The 20,934-nt window shown below is 66.9% G+C and carries 16 protein-coding genes and 2 pseudogenes; 11 read left to right on the top strand and 7 right to left on the bottom strand.

Annotated features, from left to right (window positions below):
* Nucleotides 1–69 precede the first annotated feature (69 nt).
* Entirely contained in the window at nucleotides 70–1,227 is a 1,158-nt protein-coding gene (locus tag OKW52_RS00795; protein WP_264504014.1) for an LCCL domain-containing protein, read from the top strand.
* A gap of 52 nt (nucleotides 1,228–1,279) precedes the next feature.
* On the opposite strand, the gene OKW52_RS00790 is transcribed toward OKW52_RS00795, so the two are convergent.
* The 6 genes and pseudogenes from OKW52_RS00790 to OKW52_RS00765 all read right to left on the bottom strand — a co-directional run bounded on the left by OKW52_RS00790 (nucleotide 1,280) and on the right by OKW52_RS00765 (nucleotide 12,082).
* Entirely contained in the window at nucleotides 1,280–2,911 is a 1,632-nt protein-coding gene (locus OKW52_RS00790) for a tetratricopeptide repeat-containing sulfotransferase family protein (RefSeq protein ID WP_264504013.1), read from the bottom strand.
* Between the two features lie 85 nt (nucleotides 2,912–2,996).
* Nucleotides 2,997–6,396: pseudogene (locus tag OKW52_RS00785) on the bottom strand (error-prone DNA polymerase).
* A complete protein-coding gene (locus OKW52_RS00780; RefSeq protein ID WP_264504012.1) occupies nucleotides 6,393–7,892 on the bottom strand; it encodes a Y-family DNA polymerase in 1,500 nt (499 codons plus the stop codon). The pseudogene OKW52_RS00785 and the gene OKW52_RS00780 overlap by 4 nt, the downstream one beginning before the upstream one ends.
* A 322-nt stretch (nucleotides 7,893–8,214) precedes the next feature.
* Entirely contained in the window at nucleotides 8,215–9,453 is a 1,239-nt protein-coding gene (locus tag OKW52_RS00775; RefSeq protein ID WP_264504011.1) for a saccharopine dehydrogenase family protein, read from the bottom strand.
* Nucleotides 9,454–9,488: 35 nt separating this feature from the next.
* Complete coding sequence (locus tag OKW52_RS00770) at nucleotides 9,489–10,583, bottom strand: carboxynorspermidine decarboxylase (protein WP_264507620.1); 1,095 nt, start codon at nucleotides 10,581–10,583, stop codon at nucleotides 9,489–9,491.
* A 189-nt stretch (nucleotides 10,584–10,772) separates the two neighbouring features.
* A pseudogene (locus OKW52_RS00765) lies at nucleotides 10,773–12,082 on the bottom strand (FliI/YscN family ATPase).
* Between the two features lie 100 nt (nucleotides 12,083–12,182).
* Between OKW52_RS00765 and OKW52_RS00760 the strand changes: the two are divergent.
* The 10 genes from OKW52_RS00760 to OKW52_RS00715 all read left to right on the top strand — a co-directional run bounded on the left by OKW52_RS00760 (nucleotide 12,183) and on the right by OKW52_RS00715 (nucleotide 17,338).
* Nucleotides 12,183–12,530 carry a flagellar basal body protein gene (locus tag OKW52_RS00760; protein ID WP_264504010.1) on the top strand — a complete coding sequence of 116 codons (348 nt, stop codon included), beginning with the start codon at nucleotides 12,183–12,185 and terminating at the stop codon, nucleotides 12,528–12,530.
* A 2-nt stretch (nucleotides 12,531–12,532) separates the two neighbouring features.
* On the top strand, nucleotides 12,533–12,937 hold the full coding sequence (gene flgC / locus OKW52_RS00755) for a flagellar basal body rod protein FlgC (RefSeq protein WP_264504009.1): 405 nt from the start codon (nucleotides 12,533–12,535) through the stop codon (nucleotides 12,935–12,937).
* Between the two features lie 11 nt (nucleotides 12,938–12,948).
* Entirely contained in the window at nucleotides 12,949–13,242 is a 294-nt protein-coding gene (gene fliE / locus OKW52_RS00750) for a flagellar hook-basal body complex protein FliE (RefSeq protein ID WP_264504008.1), read from the top strand.
* A gap of 31 nt (nucleotides 13,243–13,273) precedes the next feature.
* The gene (locus OKW52_RS00745) at nucleotides 13,274–13,540 is read left to right on the top strand and encodes a flagellar biosynthetic protein FliQ (protein WP_264504007.1); all 267 of its coding nucleotides are present in this window, start codon (nucleotides 13,274–13,276) and stop codon (nucleotides 13,538–13,540) included.
* Between the two features lie 3 nt (nucleotides 13,541–13,543).
* Complete coding sequence (locus OKW52_RS00740; protein ID WP_264504006.1) at nucleotides 13,544–14,260, top strand: flagellar hook-basal body complex protein; 717 nt, start codon at nucleotides 13,544–13,546, stop codon at nucleotides 14,258–14,260.
* 9 nt (nucleotides 14,261–14,269) lie between these two features.
* Nucleotides 14,270–15,055: a flagellar basal-body rod protein FlgG gene (gene flgG, locus OKW52_RS00735; RefSeq protein ID WP_264504005.1), complete on the top strand. Its 786-nt coding sequence runs from the start codon at nucleotides 14,270–14,272 to the stop codon at nucleotides 15,053–15,055.
* Nucleotides 15,055–15,468 carry a flagellar basal body P-ring formation chaperone FlgA gene (gene flgA / locus OKW52_RS00730; protein WP_264504004.1) on the top strand — a complete coding sequence of 138 codons (414 nt, stop codon included), beginning with the start codon at nucleotides 15,055–15,057 and terminating at the stop codon, nucleotides 15,466–15,468. Before flgG ends, flgA begins: the two co-directional genes overlap by 1 nt.
* Nucleotides 15,469–15,479: 11 nt before the next feature.
* Entirely contained in the window at nucleotides 15,480–16,196 is a 717-nt protein-coding gene (gene flgH / locus OKW52_RS00725; RefSeq protein WP_264504003.1) for a flagellar basal body L-ring protein FlgH, read from the top strand.
* A gap of 9 nt (nucleotides 16,197–16,205) precedes the next feature.
* On the top strand, nucleotides 16,206–16,739 hold the full coding sequence (locus OKW52_RS00720; protein ID WP_264504002.1) for a flagellar basal body-associated FliL family protein: 534 nt from the start codon (nucleotides 16,206–16,208) through the stop codon (nucleotides 16,737–16,739).
* Nucleotides 16,740–16,909: 170 nt separating this feature from the next.
* Nucleotides 16,910–17,338, top strand: a complete 429-nt coding sequence (locus OKW52_RS00715; protein WP_264504001.1) for a DUF1801 domain-containing protein — start codon at nucleotides 16,910–16,912, stop codon at nucleotides 17,336–17,338.
* A gap of 84 nt (nucleotides 17,339–17,422) precedes the next feature.
* Here OKW52_RS00715 and carB read toward each other — a convergent pair whose 3' ends face one another.
* Nucleotides 17,423–20,752 (bottom strand): carbamoyl-phosphate synthase large subunit, encoded by a 3,330-nt coding sequence (carB, locus tag OKW52_RS00710; RefSeq protein ID WP_264504000.1) that lies wholly within the window; start codon nucleotides 20,750–20,752, stop codon nucleotides 17,423–17,425.
* Nucleotides 20,753–20,934: the final 182 nt, after the last annotated feature.

The following is a 20,934-nucleotide window of genomic DNA, read 5'->3' as shown; positions in this document are numbered from 1 at the left end:
GACTGACACAGAGCAACCCGGTGCCGAGCGCACCGTGGTTTTCAACCTTAACGTCATGAGAGAAGTGCAATGACTTTTTCATTTTCCCCCTTTCGTCCGGCCACCCTTGGCCTTGCCGCGCTGATTGCGGGCGGTGCGGCCACCTCGGCGGTGGCCTGCCCGGACTGGAGCCAGTCGGGTGCGCCGGTGGCCTATTCCGCCGATGAAATGTGGGTGCCGCAAAGCCTGCCCGTCGTTGCGGGCGGCAATGTCGACCTGAGCGCCTGCCCGATCGAGGGCCACGGCTGGGTCATCACCGCGCCCGACTTTGACCTGACCGTGACCGACAACACCGCCGGGCGCGAGCTGGAATTCCGGGTCGAGGCCGAGTGCGACACCGTGCTGCTGGTCAATGATGCCACCGGCACCTGGCATTTCAACGATGATGACGGGGCCAACCTGACCTCGCGCATCCGGCTGACAAATGCGCCTGCCGGGGCCTATGACATCTGGGTGGGGACGTTCAATCAGGCCACCTGTCAGGCCGTGCTGGTGCTGGAAACCTTTGGCGGGACCACGGCACCGGGCGGCGCGATGGCCCCCACGGCACCGGATGCGCCCGCCAACATGACCGGCTTGCGCAATCAGGTTGGCGAGACGCTCAGTTTCACCGTGACCGGTGCCAGCTCGGGCTCGGTCTGGGGATCGGATGTCTATACCGATGACAGTTCGGTCGCGCGAGCGGCGGTGCATGCCGGCGTGCTGCAGGTGGGTGAGACGGGCGTGGTCGAGGTGACGATCCTGCCCGGCCAGCAGACCTATTCGGGCTCGTCCGCCAACGGCGTGCAATCGTCGAACTATGGCAGCTGGAGCGGCAGTTTCAGTTTTGCCGGTGCGCCCGCCGCGCCCTCGGCCCCGATGGCCCCTGCCAACATGACCGGTCTTCGCAGCCAGGTGGGCCAGACGCTCAGCTTTACCGTGACCGGCGCTGCCTCGGGCTCGGTCTGGGGGTCGGGTGTCTATACCGATGACAGCTCGGTCGCGCGCGCGGCGGTGCATGCGGGTGTGCTGCAGGTCGGCGAGACGGGTGTTGTGCAGATCAACATCCTGCCGGGTCAGCAGGCCTATCAGGGGTCGAGCGCGCATGACGTACAGTCGGCGAACTATGGCACCTGGAGCGGCAGCTTCAGCTTTGCCAACGCTGCCCCGGCGGCCCCGATGCCGACTGCACCGACACAAGGCAAGTAAACGGCAGGTTTGACAGGAAAAGGCCCGGCGTCACCGCCGGGCCTTTTTTGTTTCAGACGGTTTGACCCAGCCGGGCCAAGGCCGCGTTGAACGGGTCGAACTGCGCTTCATACCGCTTCCAGCCGCCCACCGAGCGATCCGAGATCGCCGCGCGCACCTGCGCCGCCGAGGCGGTGGTGACGACGCGCTGCGTGTCCTGCGGGGCCAGCATCGCGGCGTCCCAGTCCAGCCCCAGATGCGCGGCCAGACGGCGGGTTTCGGCCTCGGTATCCGTCACCAGATCCTCGTAGCGGCAGCTCAGGATCGCGCCGGGGAATTGCGCCTGCCAATGCGCCATCAGCTCGCAATGCTGGGCGTAATAGCTGGCGATATCGTCCAGATCACAGGTCCAGTTCAACGCCGGATCGGTGAAATGCGCGCGGTAGACCGACAGCGCGATGTCGCGCGGGTCGCGCAGGGTGCGGATGATGCGCGCCTGCGGGAACAGCGTCAGGATCAGCCCGACCCAATCGGCATTCTGCGGCATCTTGTCGGTGACGTGCTGGGCGTCGGGGGCCAGCGCGCGCAGGGCGGCAAGCTGCGCCGCCGCCGTGTCGCGCACGAAGCCTGCATCCAGTTTGCGCGGGGTTTCCAACAGGGCCGCGCCCAGCCGCATCATGTCAGGCCGCTCGCCTGCGCCCGCAACCGCCGGGTGGCTGGCGAGGATCTGCTCGACCAGCGTGGTGCCCGAACGCGGCATGCCGATCACGAAGACTGGCAGCGAACTGGGGTCGCCCGCCTCGGCCAGCCGCGCCAGCGCCTGCGGCGCAAACAGCGCCTTGATCCGGGTGATTTCCTTGCGGCGCTGGCCGTGGGAATAGGCGGGCAGCGCGGCGCAGCGGGCGGCATTGGCGGCGGTCAGATGGGTGAAGGCCTGCGCGTCTTCGCCGGTATCCGCCAGCGCCTTGGCCAACGCGAAGTCCAGATGCATCCGGGTTTCGCCCGTCGCTTGGGCGTGCTGCGCCTGCATCCGCGCGATCAGCGGATCGCCGGGGGCAAAGCGGGTGATCATCGCCAGCCCTTCCCACGCGTTGCCAAGGGCCGGGTCGGCGTCCAGCGCGGCGGTGAAGCTGGTGCGGGCGGCGTCCAGATCGCCCTGCGTGGTGCGGATCTCGCCGGTGAGCATCAGCGCCTCGGCGTTGGCGGGCAGCGTGGCCAGCGTTGCCAGTGCTGCGTCCAGATCGCCCTGCGCCCGCTGGATCGTCGCCAGCATCAACAGCGTACCGGCGTGGCCCGGCGCCAGCGCCAGTGCTTGCGTGGCGGCGGCGTGGGCGGCGGCCCAGTCGGCGCGCAAGACCAGCACGCTGGCCAGATTGCGCTGCATCAGGGCATCGTCAGGCTGCTGCGCCAGCGCGGCGCGGATCGGCGCTTCAGCGTCAAGCAGCGCGCCGGTGGCGATCAGGGCTGCGATCAGGTTGTGGTTCGCCTCGCCATAGCCCGGCGCCAGCTCCAGCGCGCGGCGAAAGGCGCGCGGGGCCTCGTCGGCGCGTTTGTCCTGCATCAGCGCGACGCCCAGCACGTTGTGCAGCAAGGGCTCACGCGGGAATTGGCGGATCAGCGCGCGGGTCCGGGCGATGGCGGGGGCGAAATCGCCCGCCCGCATCAGCGCTTCGAGGTCGTGCATCTCGCGGTCGGTGGGCGGCATGGCGGCTCCTGTGGGGACTGGCCCCGTGGGTGCCCGTTGCAGGCCAAGGCGTCAAGTCCCCGGGGCGCGCGGCCCCGGGGGTGGGTCAGTGAAAATCCCGGCTGGGAAACAGGATCTTGGCCTGATCGCGCGGATGCATCGCCCCGCGCGCGGTCTTGGACCGCAGCGGGTGCTTGCCCGGCAGCTCGCGCGCCTGCACCGGGCGGCGGGTCTCGTCGCCGCGGCCTTCGGTCGGGTCGATGGCTTCCATCCCGAGCTCACCCAGCAGGGCCAGATTGGGCGAGTAATCCTCGACCACCTCGGCGATCAGGTGGATGATGCCCTGCTCGCGCTGCAGCCGCCCGGTGACTTTGAGCAGCCGCCCGCCGATCACGATGCGGCGGAACTGCTCGTAGACCTTGGCCCAGACCACGACGTTGCAGACACCCGTCTCATCCTCAAGCGTGATGAAGATCACCCCTGAGGCTGTGCCGGGCCGCTGCCGGGTGATCACCAGCCCGCAGACGCTGACCCGGTGGCCCGCGCGCGCCAGATCGCAATGCGCGGTCAGGCCGGGCAGATGCGGGCGGATGATCTCCATCGGATGCGCCCTGAGCGACAGGCGCAGCGACAGGTAATCGTCGATCACCTGCTCGCCGAGGCTCATCTGCGGCAGGTCGGCGATGGGTTCGACGATGCCCTCGCCTTCAACCCCGAACAGCGGCAGCGGTTTGGGCGCGCGGATCGCCCGCACCGCCCAGAGCGCATCGCGCCGGTTGATGCGCATGCCGGCAAAGGCGTCGGCCTCGGCCAGCGTTTCCAGTGACGAGGGCGGCACCCCGGCGCGGCGCCACAGGCTTTCGACATCCGGGTAACCATTGCCCCGCGCCGCGACGATCCATCCGGCATCCTCTTCGCGCAGGCTCTTGATCTGGCGGAACCCCAGCCGCAGCGCCAGCGTGCCGTCGGCGCGTTTTTCCAGCGTGTTGTCCCATTGCGAATGGTTCACGCTGACCGGCCGGACCTCGTGCCCATGCTCGCGCAGATCGCGCACGATCTGGGCGGGGGCGTAAAAGCCCATCGGCTGCGAATTGAGCAGCGCGCAGGTGAAAGCCGCCGGGTGGTGCCGTTTCAGCCAGGCCGAGGCATAGACCAGAAGCGCAAAGCTGGCGGCGTGGCTTTCGGGAAAGCCGTATTCGCCAAAGCCTTCGATCTGGGCAAAGCATTGCTCGGCAAAGGGCAGGTCATAGCCACGTTCCAGCATGCCGTTGATGAACCGGTCCTTGAAGGTGCTGATCGTGCCCATCCGCTTGAACGTCGCCAGCGAGCGGCGCAAACGGTCGGCCTCTTCCGGCGTGAAGCCCGCCGCGACCACGGCGATCTGCATCGCCTGTTCCTGAAACAGCGGCACCCCCAGCGTACGCCCGAGCACGTGGCGCAGGTCGGTCGAGGGCAGGACGATGTCCTCCTTGCCCTGACGGCGGTTGATATAGGGATGCACCATGCCGCCCTGAATGGGACCGGGGCGGATGATCGCCACCTCGATCACCAGATCGTAGAATTCACGCGGCTTCATGCGCGGCAGAAAGTTCATCTGCGCGCGCGATTCGACCTGAAACACCCCCACCGCATCGGCGCGGCAGAGCATGTCATAGGTTTCAGGATCTTCGCGCGGCAGGGTTTCCAGACTCCAGTCATGCCCGCCATGCTGGTGTACCAGATCAAAGCATTTTCGGATGCAGGTCAGCATGCCAAGGCTGAGCACATCCACTTTCAGGATGCCCAAGGCATCAATGTCGTCCTTGTCCCATTCGATCACCGTGCGCCCCTCCATCGAGGCGTTCTCGATCGGGCACAGCTCGTCCAGCCGGCCCTTGGTGATGACAAAGCCGCCGACATGTTGGGACAGGTGGCGCGGAAAGCCGATGATCTCGGCGATCAGGTCCATGGTCAGCGCCAGCCGCCGGTCGTCGGGGTTCAGGCCCAGCTCCAGCAGGCTTTCGCGGCTGGGCGGGCGCGAGGACCAGCCCCAGCTGCCCCCGGCAATCGCCGCCAGCATATCCTCACTGAGGCCCATCACCTTGCCCACCTCGCGGATCGCGGCGCGGCTGCGGAAATGGATCACCGTCGCGGTCAGCCCGGCGCGGTGGCGGCCATAGGTCTCATAGATGTGCTGGATCACCTCTTCGCGGCGCTCATGCTCGAAATCGACGTCAATGTCGGGCGGCTCGCCGCGGGCCTCGGACATGAAACGCTCGAACACCATGGAAATCACATCCGGCGAGACCTCGGTGATGCCCAGAGCGTAGCAGATCACCGAATTGGCCGCCGAGCCGCGCCCCTGACACAAGATCCCCTGCGAGCGGGCAAAGGCGACGATGTCATTGACCGTCAGGAAATAGGCGGCAAATCCCAGCTTGGCGATGATGCGCAGCTCTTTCTCGATCTTCTCCATCGTCGCCCGCGGCACGCCATGGGGAAAACGCCACCGCAGCCCTTCAGCGGTCAGCCGCTCCAGCCGCTTCTGCGGCGGCTCGCCGTTGGAAATCTCGTCGGGGTATTCATAGCTCAGCTCATCGAGCGAGAAGGCGCAGCGCCCGGCGATCTCCAGCGAACGGCGCACCGCCGCCGGGTGGTCGCGGAACATGCGCGCCATGTCGGCGGGCGATTTGAGCCGCCGCTCGGCGTTGGGCAGCGACCGGCGGCCAATCTCGTCGATGCGGCATTTCTCGCGCAGGCAGGTCAGCACATCGGCCAGACGGCGGCGGCGTCCGTGGTGCATCAGCGCATCGCCCACCGCCACCATCGGCACGCCACTGCGCTGGGCCATTCCGGCGATGGCATCCAGTCGCGCCTCATCGCGCCCGTCATAGCGCGGGGCGGCACCGATAAAGACATGGCCGGGAAAGCGCCGCATCATGTCGCGCAACAGTGTGATGGGGGCGGGGCCCTGCGTGGGGCCGGGCATGGGATCAGGGGGCAGGGCGATCAGGATCAGGCCTTCGGCACCGCCGTGATCGCCGCCCTGCAGATCGTCCAGCCGCAGATCGCAGTTGCCCTTCTCGGCGCGCCGCTTGCCGGTGCTCAGCATCCGCGACAGGCGGGCATAGGCGGCCCGGTCGGTCGGCAGCGCCACCCATTCCACCGGCGAATCGCTCAGCACCAGCCGCGCGCCGATGATCAGCTTGGGTAGGCGCGGCGGCACGGGCAGGCCGGGGCCGCCGTGGCTTTGGCGGCTTGAGGGGTCATGCACCATCTGCCCGCGAGATCGTCACCGGCCCGCCCGTCTCCAGCGCCCGCGCGATCTCGCGCAGGGCTGAATGCGCGCGCACCACCCCGGCCAGCGAATTGCGGTCGGTGATGGCGATGGCGGCCAGCCCCAGCTCGGCGGCGCGTGCGACCAGTTCCTCAGGGTGCGAGGCCCCGGTGAGGAAGGTGAAGTTCGACGTCACGCAGAGTTCGGCATAGCCGGTCTCGGGCGTCATGTCCTGACCACGTTCGCTCATGCGAATTCTCCTTGGACCCACCAGCCGGGGTCTTGCGGGGTGAAAAACAGCCACAACCGAGGGCCCTCGGCCGTGTCGATGCGCCAGTAGTCGCGCACGCCGCTGCGCCAGCCGGGATCATCGAGCCACCATTCGGGCGTCAGACGCTCGGGCCCGGTGGTGCGCGCCGCCGTCAGCGCGCGCCGCCGCCAGCGGAAGCGCTGCGGCGGGGCCGAGCCGCGCAACCCGATCAGCGGTTCGGGCGGGAACAGCACCAGAGGGCGGTCAGGGCCGGGAGGCCAGGCGGCAGGGCCGGGGGCCTCGGTATAGGCGGCTGCGGCGATCTGGAAGCCACGCTCGGGGATATGGCTGTCGGCGGGCAGGAAGCGGGTCAGCGCCTCCAGCCCCAGCCGGTTGCCCAGGCGCGTCATCAGATCGGCCAGCGCGTCGGAATCCGTGGTGCCGCGCGCGCCCGCGCCCTGTGTGCCGGTGACCTGTGCGGGCGGCAGCGATTCCACCAGCGGCGCGGTCAGCCGCAGGGCGTCAAAGCCGAAGCCCGCATCCAGCGCCTCGATGGCGCGCGCGAAGAGCGCGGCCATGGCGGGCGCGTCGCGCATCGGGCGGGCGAGGGCGATCTCGGCCTCGGCCCGTGTGCCATCGCTGCGCTGCAGCTCCAGATGCAGGCGGCGCGCGCCGTGATCCTCGGCGCTCAGCCGGGCGCAGAGCCTCACCAGCAGCCGCTCCAGACCCGCCATCACATCGGTGGCCAGACCAATCGGCTCGGGCAGGTTGAGGCGGATGGCATAGGGCGCGTCCTCGGGCGGGGCGGCAACCGGCTCGCCCACCGCGCCGATGGCCTGATCATAGCGCAACAAGAGATCGCCGCCAAAGCGCCGGGCCAGCGTGGCGCGTGGCGCGCGGGCCAGATCCTGCACCTGCCTGATCCCGAGGCGCGACAGCGGCAGGCAGATCTCGGCCGGCAAGCGCAGGGCGGCCAGCGGCAGTGTGGCAATCGCTTCGCGCGCCTCGGCGGCCAGCGTGACCGAGGCCGGGGCATGGCGCGCCAGCCCCCAGGCCGCGCCGCGGGTGGGGGCGACGGCGACCCGCGTCTCAAAGCCCATATCGGCCAGCCGGGCCCGCATGTCCTGCACCAGCGCGGCCTCCCCGCCCCCCAGATGCGCCGCCCCGGTCAGGTCGATGGCCAGCCCGTCGCTGCCATCCACGGCGATCCAGGGGGCATAGCGCAACGCCCAGCGACGCAGACCGTTGAGCGCCTTGAGGGGCCACTCGGGATCATAGGGCCGGGTGGTGAGCGTCGGCAAAAGCGTGCGCGCCTCGGACAGCGACTGGCCCCGCCGAACCCCCAGCGCCTCGGCCGAGAGGCTGAGACAGGCCAATACGTCGCCCCGCCCCTGCCGCGCGATCAGCGCAAACGGGGTTTTCAGTGCCTTCTCCCGCCGCTGGTGCACATTGCTGGCCAGCCGGGGAAGGAACAAGGACAGGATGCGTGTGTCCATCGGCTCTGACGTGTTCGCTATATGTTCTCATCTAGCGCGGTCAGGAAAACGAGTCGAGTCAGGGGGCGGCGCTCGGGCCCATCGAGGGCCCTCGCGCCGCTCGGGGGCGCTGCCCCCGCCGGGCCGTTCCGGCCCGCCCCCGGGATATTGAGAGAGCAAAGAAAGGCGGGTTAACGAAACCTTAACGCCCTCTTTGCTCTTCAAATATCCTCGGGGGGTGAATTCGGCTTTAGCCGAAGAGGGGGCTGAAGGCCCCCCTGAACGCACGAAAAGCAACGCGCGCGGGCTATGCCCGCGCGCTCAGGTCAGATCCTGCGGAAACTCAGGCGTTCCAGGGGCGGTCGCCGGTCGCGTCCTTGACGCGGGTCGGCAGGCCGATGCGGTCGAGCACCTCGAAGAACGGCTTGGGGTCCAGTTCTTCGACATTGACCATGCGCGAGACGTCCCAGACCCCCTTCGCGATCAGGATCGCGGCAGCGACGGGCGGCACGCCGGCGGTATAGCTGATGCCCTGGCTGCCGACCTCGAGATAGGCGTCCTTGTGGTCGGCGACGTTATAGACAAAGACCTCGGCCGGTTTGCCGTCCCTGGTCCCCTTCACCAGCGTGCCGATGCAGGTTTTGCCCACATAGTCCGGCGCCAGCGAGGCGGGGTCGGGCAGCACGGCCTTCACGACCTTGAGCGGGATCACTTCCAGCCCCTCGGCCGTTACCACCGGCTTTTCCGACAGCAGACCCAGATTTTTCAACACGGTGAACACGTTGATGTAGTGATCGCCAAACCCCATCCAGAAGCGCACATCCGCCTGCGGGTAGTTGGTGGCCAGCGAGTGTACCTCGTCATGCCCGGTCATATAGGCTTTCTGGGTGCCCACCACCGGCAGATCCCACTCGCGCCCGACCTCGAACATGGTGTTCTCCTGCCACGCGCCCTTCTGCCAGGAATACACCGTGCCGGTGAATTCGCGGAAGTTGATCTCGGGGTCGAAATTGGTCGAGAACCAGCGCCCGTGCGAGCCGGCGTTGATGTCGACGATGTCGATCGACTCGACCTGCGGCACGAATTCGTCGATGCCAAAGCGCGCAAACGCGTTCACCACGCCCGGGTCAAACCCCACGCCCAGAATCGCCGTCACGCCCTTTTCGGCACAGGCGGCGCGGCGTTTCCATTCGTAGTTGCCGTACCAGGGCGGGGTTTCGCAGATCTGGTCGGGCTCTTCGTGGATCGCGGTGTCCATATAGGCCACGCCCGCCTCGATGCAGGCTTCGAGCACCGGCATGTTCACGAAAACTTGAGCGACGTTGATGACGATTTCCGCCCCCGTCTCGCGGATCAGGGCAACCACGGCCGCCGAATCGCGCGCGTTCAACGCATGGGGTTGCAGCACGCCCTCGACCTTCATCGCGCCCTTCTCGTGGACCGAGGCAATGATCGCCTCGCATTTCGAAAGGGTCCGGCTGGCGATATGGATCTCGCCCAGAATGTCGTTGTTCTGCGCGCATTTATGCGCGACGACCTGGGCGACGCCCCCGGCTCCGATGATCAGTACGTTGCGTTTCATGCGCCCATGCACCTCCTTGGGTTTGGTGTCTGTGTTCACGACAGGGCTGCCGCGAAATCCTCATAGCCGAAATCGCGGACCTGCCGGACGGTTCCGTCCAGTTCACGCACCGCAATCGCCGGCATCTTCACGCCGTTGAACCAGTTCTTTTTGACCATTGTGTAACCGGCAGCGTCTTGAATCGACAAACGGTCCCCGGCTTTCAGGGCCTCGGGGAAGCGGAACTCGCCGAAAATATCGCCCGCCAGACAGGACTTGCCGCAGACCATCCATTCGTGATCGCCCGCGTTCGGGGTGACCTTGGCCTGTTCGCGGTAGATCAGCAGGTCCAGCATATGCGCTTCGATCGAGCTGTCGACAATCGCCAGATTCTTGCCGTTGTGCAGCGTGTCCAGCACCGTCACCTCCAGCGTTGCCGCCTTGGTGATCGAGGCTTCGCCCGGCTCCAGATAGACCTGCACGCCGTTCTGGTCGGCAAAGCGTTTCAGCCGGTCGGCCAGCCGGTCGAGCGGATAGCCCTCGCCGGTGAAATGCACACCGCCGCCCAGACTGATCCACTCCATCGAGCGGATCAGGAAGCCGAATCGCTGCTCGATCAGCGAGAGCATGGCGTCGAAGCGCTCGAAATCGGCGTTCTCGCAGTTGTTGTGGAACATGAAACCGCTGATCTTGTCGGCGACCTGCGCGATCTTTTCGGGGTCATGCTCGCCCAGCCGCGAGAAGGGTCGCGCCGGGTCGGCCAGATCGAAGCTGGAGGTCGAGACACCGGGATTGACCCGCAGCCCGCGTTTGTGCCCGGCGCTTTGCGCCTCGAACCGGGTCAGCTGGCCGATGGTGTTGAAGATGATCTTGTCGGAATGCGACAGCACCTCGTCGATCTCGTTGTCGGCATAGGCCACGGAATAGGCGTGGGTTTCCTTGCCGAACTTCTCGCGCCCCAGACGGACCTCATAGAGCGACGAGCTGGTGGTGCCGTCCATGTACTGGCTCATGAAATCGAACACCGACCATGTCGCGAAGCATTTCAGCGCCAGCAGGGATTTCACGCCCGAGGCTTCGCGCAGCCAGGCGATCTTTTCCATGTTCGGCAGCAGCCGGGATTTGTCGATCAGGTAATAGGGGGTTTGCAGCATCTCGGGCCCTCCCGTTGGCCAGGGGTCAGAGCGCCGTCCAGCGCGCGCGGCCCGGATACAGGCAACGCTGTCTGCGCACAAATGGTTTTCGGTTGCGCGCCGCTGCTGCAAATCGTGCCACGCAGGGTTGGTCGGCGTCTTGCCCTTCACATAGGGCAAAACGCGCGGATCACCAGGGCTGCGGGCTTACCCTTCCAGCGCCTTGCGCAGCCGGGCGAAGCTGTCGGCGTTGGATTTGGCCGCCTGACCGGCCAGAAACCCGTCCAGTTTGGGCCAGAGCTTGATCGCCCGGTCGGTCAGCGGGTCCGACCCCTGGGCGTAAAGCCCGGCTTGCACCATCATCTCGGCCCGCTCCCACGCGCCGATCAGGCGGCGGGCCTCGGCGATCTGGGCGTTCTCGCCGGGCGAGGCAGCGGCAGGCAGGCTGCGTGAGACGGATCGCATCAGGTCAATCGCCGGAAAGCGCCCGCGTTCGGCAATCGTGCGGTCCAGAATGACGTGGCCGTCCAGCACGCCGCGCAGGATATCGGCCACGGGTTCGTCCATATCCGAACCCGGGACCAGCACGGTAAAGACCGCCGTGATGTCGCCCTGCGCCTCTTCGCCGGGGCCGGCGCGTTCGGCCAGCGCCATGATCTGATGCGCGGTCGACGGGGGGAAACCGCGCAGCGAGGGTTGCTCGCCGGCGGACAGCGCGATCTCGCGGTGTGCCTCGGCGAAGCGGGTGACGGAATCGCACAGCAGCAGCACATGCTTGCCCTCATCGCGGAAATGTTCGGCCACGGTCATCGCCGTGAGGGCCGCGCGACGGCGGGCCAGCGGCGACAGGTCCGAGGTGGCGCTGACCACGACCGAGCGTGCAAGCCCTTCAACACCCAGCACATCTTCCACGAAGTCGCGCAGCTCTCGCCCGCGTTCGCCCACCAGCGCCAGCACCACCACATCGGCCTCGATCCCGCGCGCCAGCTGGCCCAGCAGCATCGTCTTGCCCACGCCTGACCCGGCGAACAGCCCCACGCGCTGCCCCCGCACCAGCGGCAGCATCGTGTTGAACGCATCAAGCCCCGTGGACAGCCGCCCGCCCAGCCGCTTGCGCCGCGCGGGTGAGGGGGCGCTTGCCGCAGGCTGCGGTTGACCGGCCCGAGCGCCAGCGGGCGGCCGTCCAGGGGCTCGCCATACGGGTCGATGACGCGCCCGATCCAGCTGTTATCGGGCGCGACGCCGTTGCGGCCCAGATGCTCGACCCGGTCGCCGATCGCCAGCCCTTCGGTCGCCGCCTCTGGCAAGACTTCGGCGCCGTCGCGGGTCAGGGCAAGGATCTCACCGCCGATCAGCGCGCCCTGCGCCGGATCGATCTGCACCCGGTCACCCAGCCGCGCGCGTTTGGACAGGCCATGCACCAGCAGCGTCGCGCCTTGCATGGCGTGGATGCGGCCGAAATGGCGCACGGGGCGGACGGTGGCCATCTCGGCCAGCAGGGAATCGAACACGGACATGGGGCCTCCTGGTGCAACGCGCGTCTTGGTGACGCTCGATTACGGTTTCTAAACGAGATCAGCCTTAATCCTTCGTGTAGACCAGCAACGGGAGAATCCCATGTTCCACAGCCTGGAGATCCTGCGCATGGCGCAGGCCTATGCGACCCACGCCTCGACCCGCCAACAGGCGATCGCGCAGAACGTGGCCAATGCCAACACGCCCGGCTATCGCTCTCGCGATGCCGTGTCCTTTGCCGACTACTGGCAAGCCAGCCAGTCCGGCCGGGCAGAGGGGCGCGATCTGATCCGCACGGATGAGCACCCGGCCACAGCATCGCCCGACGGCAACACGGTGTCGGTAGAGTTCGAGATGATGCGCGCGGTCGAGGCCCGGCAACAGCACGAAACCGCGCTGGGCATTTATTCCATGACGCGCGATCTGATTCGCGCCGCGATCGGGCGGTGAGCATGACCAACACCCTTGGCAATACGCTGATGCTGTCGGCAACCGGCATGCAGGCTCAGGCGATGCGCCTGCGCCATGTGTCCGAGAATATCGCGAACGCCGATACCCCCGGCTATCACCGCAAATACATTGCCTTTCAGGAGGCGGCGCTGCCCGGCGAGCGGATGGGGCAGCGCAGCGGGGTTGAAACCGGCCCGCTGCAACTGGATCGCAGCGAGCTGACGCAGATCTACGACCCCGGCCATATCCTGGCCGATGAGAGCGGCCATTACGATGGATCGAATGTCGATCTGATGGTCGAAATCGCCGACGCGCGCGAAGCGCAGCGTTCCTATGAGGCCAACCTGCGGATGTTCGATCAGGCGCGGCAGATGTCGCAAAGCCTGATCGGCCTTCTGCGCAGATAAGGAGAATCCTGATGCAAGTCTCTGCCAATGCGGCCGCCCGTTCCTACGGCGCGGCACGACCCCTCACATCCCCCGATCCTGAAGCCGAGGGCGGCCCGGCCAGCACCGCAGGCCGTCTGGCCGAAAACTTCACACAGGTGCTGCAGAACGCCGAGGCGACGGCTCAGCAGACGATGACCGGCAATGCCGATCCGCATGCGCTGGTCTCGGCGTTGAGCGAGGCGCAGATGGCGGTCGAGACCGCTGTGGCCGTGCGCGACAAGGTGGTCGAGGCCTATCTCGAAATCCTGCGGATGCCCGTGTGATGGCCGCCCGTCTGACAGCGGGGGCTGGCCAATGACCGAGATCGCCTTTTTCGACATCCTGCGACAGGGCCTGTGGGTTGCCGTTGCGATGTCCGCCCCGCTGCTGGGTATCGCGCTGGTGGCCGGCCTGACGGTGGGTCTGTTTCAGGCCCTCACCTCGGTGCAGGAAATGACCCTGACCTTCGTGCCCAAGATTCTGGCGATGCTGATCGTCTTCTGGGTCTCGATGAGCGCGATGACCGCCATGCTGGTCGATTTCTTTCGCGGGCAGGTCATTCCCATCGTGGCGGGGGGCTGAGCCATGGATAACGCCGGTTACACCCAGCTTGCCCGCCAGTCCGGGCTGCTGCGCGAAATCCAGATGATCGCGCATAACATCGCCAACCTGTCCACCACCGGCTTCCGGCGCGAGGGACTGCTGTTTTCCGAATACGTGGCCGATCTGGACCATCAGGAGGAATCGCTCTCGATGGCCGCCGCCCGGGCGCATCAGACCTATCTGACGCAGGGACCTCTCACCATGACCGGCTCGCCGCTGGATCTGGGGATCGAGGGTGAGGGCTTTTTCACCATCCAGACCCCGGAGGGCGAACGCCTGACCCGCGCCGGGCATTTCACCCCCAACCAGAACGGCGAACTGGTCACGCCGGATGGCCACGCGCTGCTCGATATCGGCGGCGCTGCGGTGTTCATCCCGCCCGAGGCCGCGCAGATTTCCATCGCCCGCGACGGCACGATCAGCGCGGATGGCCAGCCGCTGGCCCAGATCGGGCTGGTCCTGCCCGAAGACCCTTCGGAACTGCGCCGCGAAACCGGTGTGCTGCACGAGGCGACGGGCGCGACGGTCCCGGTTGCGTTTCCGGTGATCCTGCAGGGGTTTCTGGAGGACTCCAACGTCAACGCGATCACGGAAATGGCCCGCATGATCGAGGTCCAGCGCGCCTATGAGATCGGTCAGAAATTCCTCGACCGCGAAGATGAACGCATCCGCGCCGTCGTCCAGACCCTTGGTAAATAGGAGAGTTCCATGCGTGCCCTACAGATTGCCGCCACCGGCATGAGCGCCCAGCAGATGCGGGTCGATACCGTGGCGAACAACCTCGCCAACATGTCGACCACCGGCTACAACGCCCGCCGCGCCGAATTCGCCGACCTGCATTATCAGCAGCACACCCGCGCCGGGACCATCTCGGCCTCGGATGGCACCTTGGTGCCGACCGGTGTGCAGCTTGGCCTTGGCGCGCGGCCCTCGGCGGTGGCGATGCAGGTCCAGCAGGGGGTGCTCAGCGCGACCGGCGGCGATCTGGATCTGGCGATCGAGGGGCGCGGCTGGTTCGAGGTCACGCTGCCCGATGGCCGCTCGGCCTATACCCGCGATGGCGGGCTGAAGCGGACGGGCGAGGGGCTGATCGTCACCTCGGACGGGTACGCGGTCGCGCCCGGCATCACCATTCCCGTCGATGCGCGGCAAATCTCGATCAACGCGCAGGGCGAGGTTTACGCCTATTTTGCCGACCGGGTGCAGCCCGAGCGGCTGGGCCAGATGGTGCTCACCGGTTTCACCAACGAACGCGGGCTGGAAGCGCTGGGCTCGAACCTGTTTGTCGAGACCGAAGCCTCGGGCCCGCCGGTGCAATCGGCCCCCGGTGAGGACGGGCTGGGCACGGTGCGGCAGGGGTATCTTGAGGAAAGCTCGGTCGATCCGGTGCGCGAGTTGACCGAGATGATCAAGGCCCAGCGCGGCTACGAGCTGAACGCCAAGGTGATCACCGCCGCTGACCAGATGCTCGCCGCCACCACGCAGGTGCGCTGATGATCCGCCTGGCGCTGCTTTTGCTGCTGGCCGCCCCGGCGCAGGCCGATGTTCTGCTGGCGGCGCGCACGCTCAGGGCCGGCGCGCAGCTCGGACCGGGCGACATCATCTTTCAGCCCGACCCGGCCCCGGTCGGCACGGCCTCTAACCCCGGCGACGTGATCGGCCTTGAAGCGCGTGTCACGCTTTACGCCGGCCGCCCGATCCCGCTGGCCAGCCTTGGCCCGCCCGCGATGGTCGAGCGGAACCAGCTGGTCACGCTGGTTTTCCAGCAGGGCGGCCTGCTGATCCGCGCCGATGGCCGCGCGCTGGGCCGGGGCGCCGAGGGCGACGCGGTCCGCATCATGAACCTTGCGTCACGCAGCACGGTTTCCGGCACGATTGTCGGCCCGGCGCTGGTGAGCGTGCCCTGAAAGGACGATCCATGCGACGCCTTCTGCTGATCCTGCCGCTCGCCGCCTGCACCGATCTGGCTTCGGTGGGCAGCCCGCCCGACTTTGCCCCGCTCGACCCCAATCTTGAGCATCACGCGCTCTATAACGTGCCGCTGCCCGAGGTGACCGAGCGGCGCAGCGTGGTCGATACGGCCTCGCTCTGGTCGTCCAGCCAGCGCTCGCTGTTTGGTGACCGGCGGGCGCGCGGGGCCGGGGATATTCTGACCGTGGTGATCGAGATCAACGATTCCGCGCAGATTTCCAACTCGACCTCGCGGGGGCGCTCCGGCTCGCAAAGCATGGGGGTGCCGCAGCTCTTTGGCTTGCCGCAGGCGATTGACGAACGCCTGCCAACCGGGGCCAGCATGGCCGATGCGGTGTCGATGGATTCCGCTTCCAGTTTTCAGGGACAGGGCACGGTCAGCCGCAATGAACGGCTGACCCTGCGCGTGGCGACCACGATCATCGAGACACTGCCCAACGGCGTGCTGCGCATCGAGGGCAGTCAGGAGGTCCGCGTGAACAACGAGCTGCGCGAGCTGATCGTCACCGGCTACATCCGGCCCGAGGATATCTCGCGCCGCAACGACATCGCCTATGACCGCATCGCAGGCGCGCGCATCAGCTATGGCGGGCGCGGGCAGATCAGCCAGATGCAGCAACCGCGCTATGGCCAGCAGATCGCTGACATCGTGCTGCCGTTCTAAGGAGGCGTTATGATACGCAAATTGCTGCCCGTTCTGTTGCTGCTGGTCGGTCTGGGGGCCGGGGTCGGGGCCGGGATCTTCTTGAAGCCCGCCGCCGAGGACCATGGCGAGATGGCGGATGCCGGGCATGGGGCTGAAGCCGTGCCTGGCGCGGAGGCGGGGCATGGAGAGGACACTGGCCACGGCGATACGCCCAGCCATTACGCCCCGTCCAGCGGCCCTACGGAAACCGTGCGTCTGCCCAACCAGTTCGTCGTGCCGGTGATCGCGGACGGTCAGGTGCATGCGATGGTGGTGATCGGGCTGGCGCTGGAGCTGTCGGTGGGCAACACGTTCAGCCTGGCCGACAACGAGCCGCGACTCAGGGCGGTCCTGCTGCAACTGCTGTTCGATCACGCCAATATCGGCGGGTTCGATGGCATCTTCACCTCGGGCGAGGCGCTGCTGGCGCTCCGCCGGACGCTGCGCGAAGCGGCGCGGGCAGAGCTTGGCGATGCGGTGCAGGACGTCCTGATCACCGACCTGCTGCGGCAGGAGAGCTAAGCGGGCGGATCGGGTCGGGGTGGGGTGAAACCCCACCCTACGGTGTCTGCCCCCCCGGGCGTGCGGCGTAAGGTGGGGTTTAACCCCACCTTACGCGTGACCCAAGCCCGAAGCGCCGCGATTGCCGTCATGGCCGCGCGCTGGCACACTGCGGTGTCAGGAGGCGCGCCATGTCCGAACCCGTTACCCGCCCCACCGGTGCCAGCGTCGAGACGTTTCTAAGCGTCGTCGAACCTGCCCGCCGCCGGGACGAGGGGCGGCAGCTGGACGCGCTGTTTCGGCGCGCCACCGGGTTCGAGCCCCAGATGTGGGGGCCGGCAATCGTCGGCTACGGGCGCTATGACTACCGCTATGCCAGCGGGCATTCCGGCAGTTTTCTCGCCACCGGTTTCAGCCCGCGCAAGGCGCAGCTGGTGCTGTACATCCTGCCCGGCTACGCCGATTTCGGCCCGATCCTGGCGCGGCTGGGGCCGCATAAGCTGGGGAAATCCTGCCTCTACCTGACCGCGCTGGCCAAGGTGGATTGCGCGGCGCTGGAGGCTCTGATCCGCGCGGGTCTGGCCGATCTGGCGACGCACTGGCCGATACATCCCGCCTGACCGGCCCTGCCGATAGCCCGGCCCTCAAACGCAACGCGCCGCGAGAGGGGCTCTCGCGGCGCGTCGGGTTCTTCGGGGGCGGGATCAGCCCTGCAGGGTGCGCACGCCGTAGCCTTCACGCCGGGCCATCATCGCCTGCGTGGCCGCAATCGACCCTGCGGCGGTGGTGAAATACGGGATCTTGTCCATCAGCGCGACGCGGCGGATGTCGCGGCTGTCGGCAACGGCCTGCGCGCCCTCGGTGGTGTTGAACACCAGCGCGATGTCGCCGTTCTTCAGCCGGTCAACGATGTTCGGGCGGCCTTCATAGACCTTGGCGACGCGCGTGGTGGCGACGCCTTCGGCGGCCAGCCATGCCGCCGTGCCCCCCGTGGCGACCAGCTCAAAGCCCATGCCCGCCAGATCGCGCAGCGCGCCGGCCAGCGCGTCGGTCTTGTCGCCGTCGCGCACCGAGACGAACACCCGGCCCTCTTCGGGCAGGATGGTGCCCGCGCCCATCTGGGCCTTGAGGAAGGCCAGCGGGAAGGAACGGTCCCAGCCCATGACTTCACCGGTCGAGCGCATTTCGGGGCCCAGCAGCGTGTCGACGCCGGGGAAGCGGGCGAAGGGCAGCACGGCTTCCTTGACCGAGAACCACGGCGTGATCGGATCGGCCAGCGTGTTGGGATCGGCCAGCGGCAGCGGGCTGTCGGGACCGACACCCGCCGGATAGGCGGCGCGCATCGGGAAGTTGGCCATCGGCTCACCGGCCATCAGGCGCGCCGCGATCGAGGCAATCGCGCTGTCGGTCGCCTTGGCAACAAACGGCACGGTACGGCTGGCGCGCGGGTTGACCTCGAGCACGTAGATCTCGCCGTCCTTGATCGCGAACTGCACGTTCATCAGGCCGACGACACCCAGTGCCAGCGCCATCTTTTCGGTCTGCACCTTCAGTTCGGCCACCGTTTCGGCCGACAGCGAGTGCGGCGGCAGGCAGCAGGCGCTGTCGCCCGAGTGCACGCCTGCCTCTTCGATATGCTCCATGATGCCCGCGACATGCACGGTCTTGCCATCGCTCAGCGCATCGACATCGACCTCGATGGCGCCCGACAGATAGCTGTCCAGAAGCACCGGGTTCTTGCCCGAGACGGTCACGGCGTTGGTGATGTAGCGCCGCAGATGGTCCATATCGCGCACGATTTCCATCGCGCGACCGCCCAGCACATAGGACGGGCGGATCACCAGCGGGAAGCCGATACGCTCGGCAATCGCAATCGCCTGATCGTCGGTCGAGGCGATGCCGTTGATCGGCTGCTTCAGATCCAGCTTTTGCAGCAGCTGCTGAAAGCGCTCGCGGTCTTCGGCCAGATCGATGGCGTCAGGGCTGGTGCCAAGGATCGGAATGCCTTCGTCATGCAGGGCGTTGGCCAGTTTCAGCGGCGTCTGGCCGCCGAACTGCACGATGACCCCGTGCAGCGTGCCGTTCGACTGCTCGACGCGCAGGATTTCCAGCACATGCTCCAGCGTCAGCGGCTCGAAATACAGCCGGTCCGAGGTGTCATAGTCGGTCGACACGGTTTCGGGGTTGCAGTTGACCATGATGGTTTCATAGCCCGCCTCGGTCAGCGCATAGCAGGCGTGACAGCAGCAATAGTCGAATTCGATCCCCTGACCGATCCGGTTCGGCCCGCCGCCCAGAATGACGACCTTTTTGGCAGCCGAGGGGCGCGCTTCGCATTCGACGTCGCCCATCGCGGGCTGCTCGTAGGTCGAATACATGTAGGGGGTCTGCGCCTCGAATTCGGCGGCGCAGGTGTCGATGCGTTTGAACACGGCATTGACGCCCGCGCTCAGGCGGACGCGGCGCACTTCGGTCTCGGTGGTGTCCGTCAGCGCGGCAAGGCGGGCGTCGGTGAAGCCCAGCACCTTGAGCGCGCGCATGCCCTTGGCATCCTGCGGCAAGCCAGTGGCGCGGACCTGCGCCTCGGCGTCGATGATTTCGCGGATGCGGGCCAGGAACCACGGATCGAACGAGGTGACCTGATTGATGTCGGCGTCGCTCAGCCCGTGGCGCATCGCCTGCGCGATGACACGCAGCCGGTCGGGGGTCTGCTCGGACAGTGCCTTGAAGATCGCCGCCTTGTCGGGCGCGCCGGGGATGGCGATTTCGTCAAAGCCGTTCAGCCCGGTTTCCAGCGAGGCCAGCGCCTTTTGCAGCGATTCGTGGATCGTGCGGCCAATCGCCATGGCTTCGCCCACCGATTTCATCGCGGTGGTCAGCTCGGGCTTGGATCCGGGGAATTTCTCGAAGGCAAAGCGCGGGATCTTGGTGACGACATAGTCGATGGTCGGCTCGAAGCTGGCGGGCGTGACCTTGGTGATGTCGTTGTCCAGCTCATCGAGCGTATAGCCCACGGCCAGTTTCGCCGCGATCTTGGCAATCGGGAAGCCCGTCGCCTTGGACGCCAGCGCCGAGGACCGCGACACGCGCGGATTCATCTCGATGACCACCATGCGCCCGTCGGCCGGGTTGATCGCCCATTGCACGTTGGACCCGCCGGTTTCCACGCCGATCTCACGCAGCACGGCGATCGAGCCGTTGCGCATGATCTGGTATTCCTTGTCCGTCAGGGTCAGCGCCGGGGCAACGGTGATGGAGTCACCGGTGTGCACGCCCATCGGGTCGATGTTCTCGATCGCGCAGACGATGATGGCGTTATCCGCTTTGTCGCGGACCACTTCCATCTCGAATTCTTTCCAGCCCAGCAGGCTTTCATCAATCAGCACCTGCGCCATCGGGCTGGCTTCCAGACCCGAGCGCACGATGGCCTCATAGTCGTCGCGGTTATACGCAACGCCGCCGCCGGTGCCGCCAAGGGTAAACGCCGGGCGGATGATCGCAGGCAGGCCAACGTATTCGATCGCCACCATCGCTTCGGCTACACCGGCGGCGATGTCGTATTTGCCGTTGGGCTTCTTGGGCGCGGCGATGATCGTCGCCTTGGGGTTTTCCAGCCCGATCCGGTCCATCGCCTCGCGGAACAGCTTGCGATCCTCGGCCATTTCGATGGCCTCGCGGTTCGCGCCGATCAGCTGCACGCCGAATTTCTCCAGCACCCCCATGTCGGCCAGTGCCAGCGCGGTGTTCAGACCGGTCTGCCCGCCCATCGTCGGCAGCAGGGCGTCGGGGCGCTCGGCCTCGATGATCTTGGCGACGACTTCGGGGGTGATCGGCTCGATATAGGTGGCATCGGCCAGTTGCGGATCGGTCATGATCGTCGCGGGGTTCGAGTTGACCAGAATGACCCGGTAGCCTTCTTCGCGCAGCGCCTTGCAGGCTTGGGCACCCGAGTAGTCAAACTCGCAGGCCTGACCGATCACAATGGGGCCGGCGCCGATGATCATGATCGATTTGATATCGGTTCTTTTCGGCATATCTCGGCCCCTTCCAAGGCAGCGCGCGGGACAAAGAGCCCGGGCCTGCGGATTCGTGCTGTTAGCAAATTGCGCAGGGTTTAGGGCCTCGAACGGCGCTTCGCAACCCCGCTTTCAGCGCTTTGAAACGGGGGCGGCCGCGCGGCTCTGTCACCCGGCCTGTCGCCGTGTTACGGGGCGGC

This window comes from Pararhodobacter zhoushanensis (assembly GCF_025949695.1).
GTDB classification, from domain to species: domain Bacteria; phylum Pseudomonadota; class Alphaproteobacteria; order Rhodobacterales; family Rhodobacteraceae; genus Pararhodobacter; species Pararhodobacter zhoushanensis_A.
The sequence above is the reverse complement of the archived record's forward strand: the minus strand, read 5'-3'. Positions and strand labels throughout refer to the sequence as shown.

Coding starts and splice junctions, on each gene's coding strand:
- OKW52_RS00795 (WP_264504014.1), top strand. CDS start 70: ATGACTTTTTCATTTTCCCCCTTTCGTCCGGCCACCCTTGGCCTTGCC.
- OKW52_RS00775 (WP_264504011.1), bottom strand. CDS start 9,453: ATGAAACGCAACGTACTGATCATCGGAGCCGGGGGCGTCGCCCAGGTC.
- OKW52_RS00720 (WP_264504002.1), top strand. CDS start 16,206: ATGATACGCAAATTGCTGCCCGTTCTGTTGCTGCTGGTCGGTCTGGGG.
- OKW52_RS00715 (WP_264504001.1), top strand. CDS start 16,910: ATGTCCGAACCCGTTACCCGCCCCACCGGTGCCAGCGTCGAGACGTTT.
- OKW52_RS00745 (WP_264504007.1), top strand. CDS start 13,274: ATGACCGAGATCGCCTTTTTCGACATCCTGCGACAGGGCCTGTGGGTT.
- OKW52_RS00740 (WP_264504006.1), top strand. CDS start 13,544: ATGGATAACGCCGGTTACACCCAGCTTGCCCGCCAGTCCGGGCTGCTG.
- flgC (WP_264504009.1), top strand. CDS start 12,533: ATGACCAACACCCTTGGCAATACGCTGATGCTGTCGGCAACCGGCATG.
- flgG (WP_264504005.1), top strand. CDS start 14,270: ATGCGTGCCCTACAGATTGCCGCCACCGGCATGAGCGCCCAGCAGATG.
- OKW52_RS00780 (WP_264504012.1), bottom strand. CDS start 7,892: ATGGACACACGCATCCTGTCCTTGTTCCTTCCCCGGCTGGCCAGCAAT.
- flgH (WP_264504003.1), top strand. CDS start 15,480: ATGCGACGCCTTCTGCTGATCCTGCCGCTCGCCGCCTGCACCGATCTG.
- OKW52_RS00790 (WP_264504013.1), bottom strand. CDS start 2,911: ATGCCGCCCACCGACCGCGAGATGCACGACCTCGAAGCGCTGATGCGG.
- OKW52_RS00760 (WP_264504010.1), top strand. CDS start 12,183: ATGTTCCACAGCCTGGAGATCCTGCGCATGGCGCAGGCCTATGCGACC.
- carB (WP_264504000.1), bottom strand. CDS start 20,752: ATGCCGAAAAGAACCGATATCAAATCGATCATGATCATCGGCGCCGGC.
- fliE (WP_264504008.1), top strand. CDS start 12,949: ATGCAAGTCTCTGCCAATGCGGCCGCCCGTTCCTACGGCGCGGCACGA.
- flgA (WP_264504004.1), top strand. CDS start 15,055: ATGATCCGCCTGGCGCTGCTTTTGCTGCTGGCCGCCCCGGCGCAGGCC.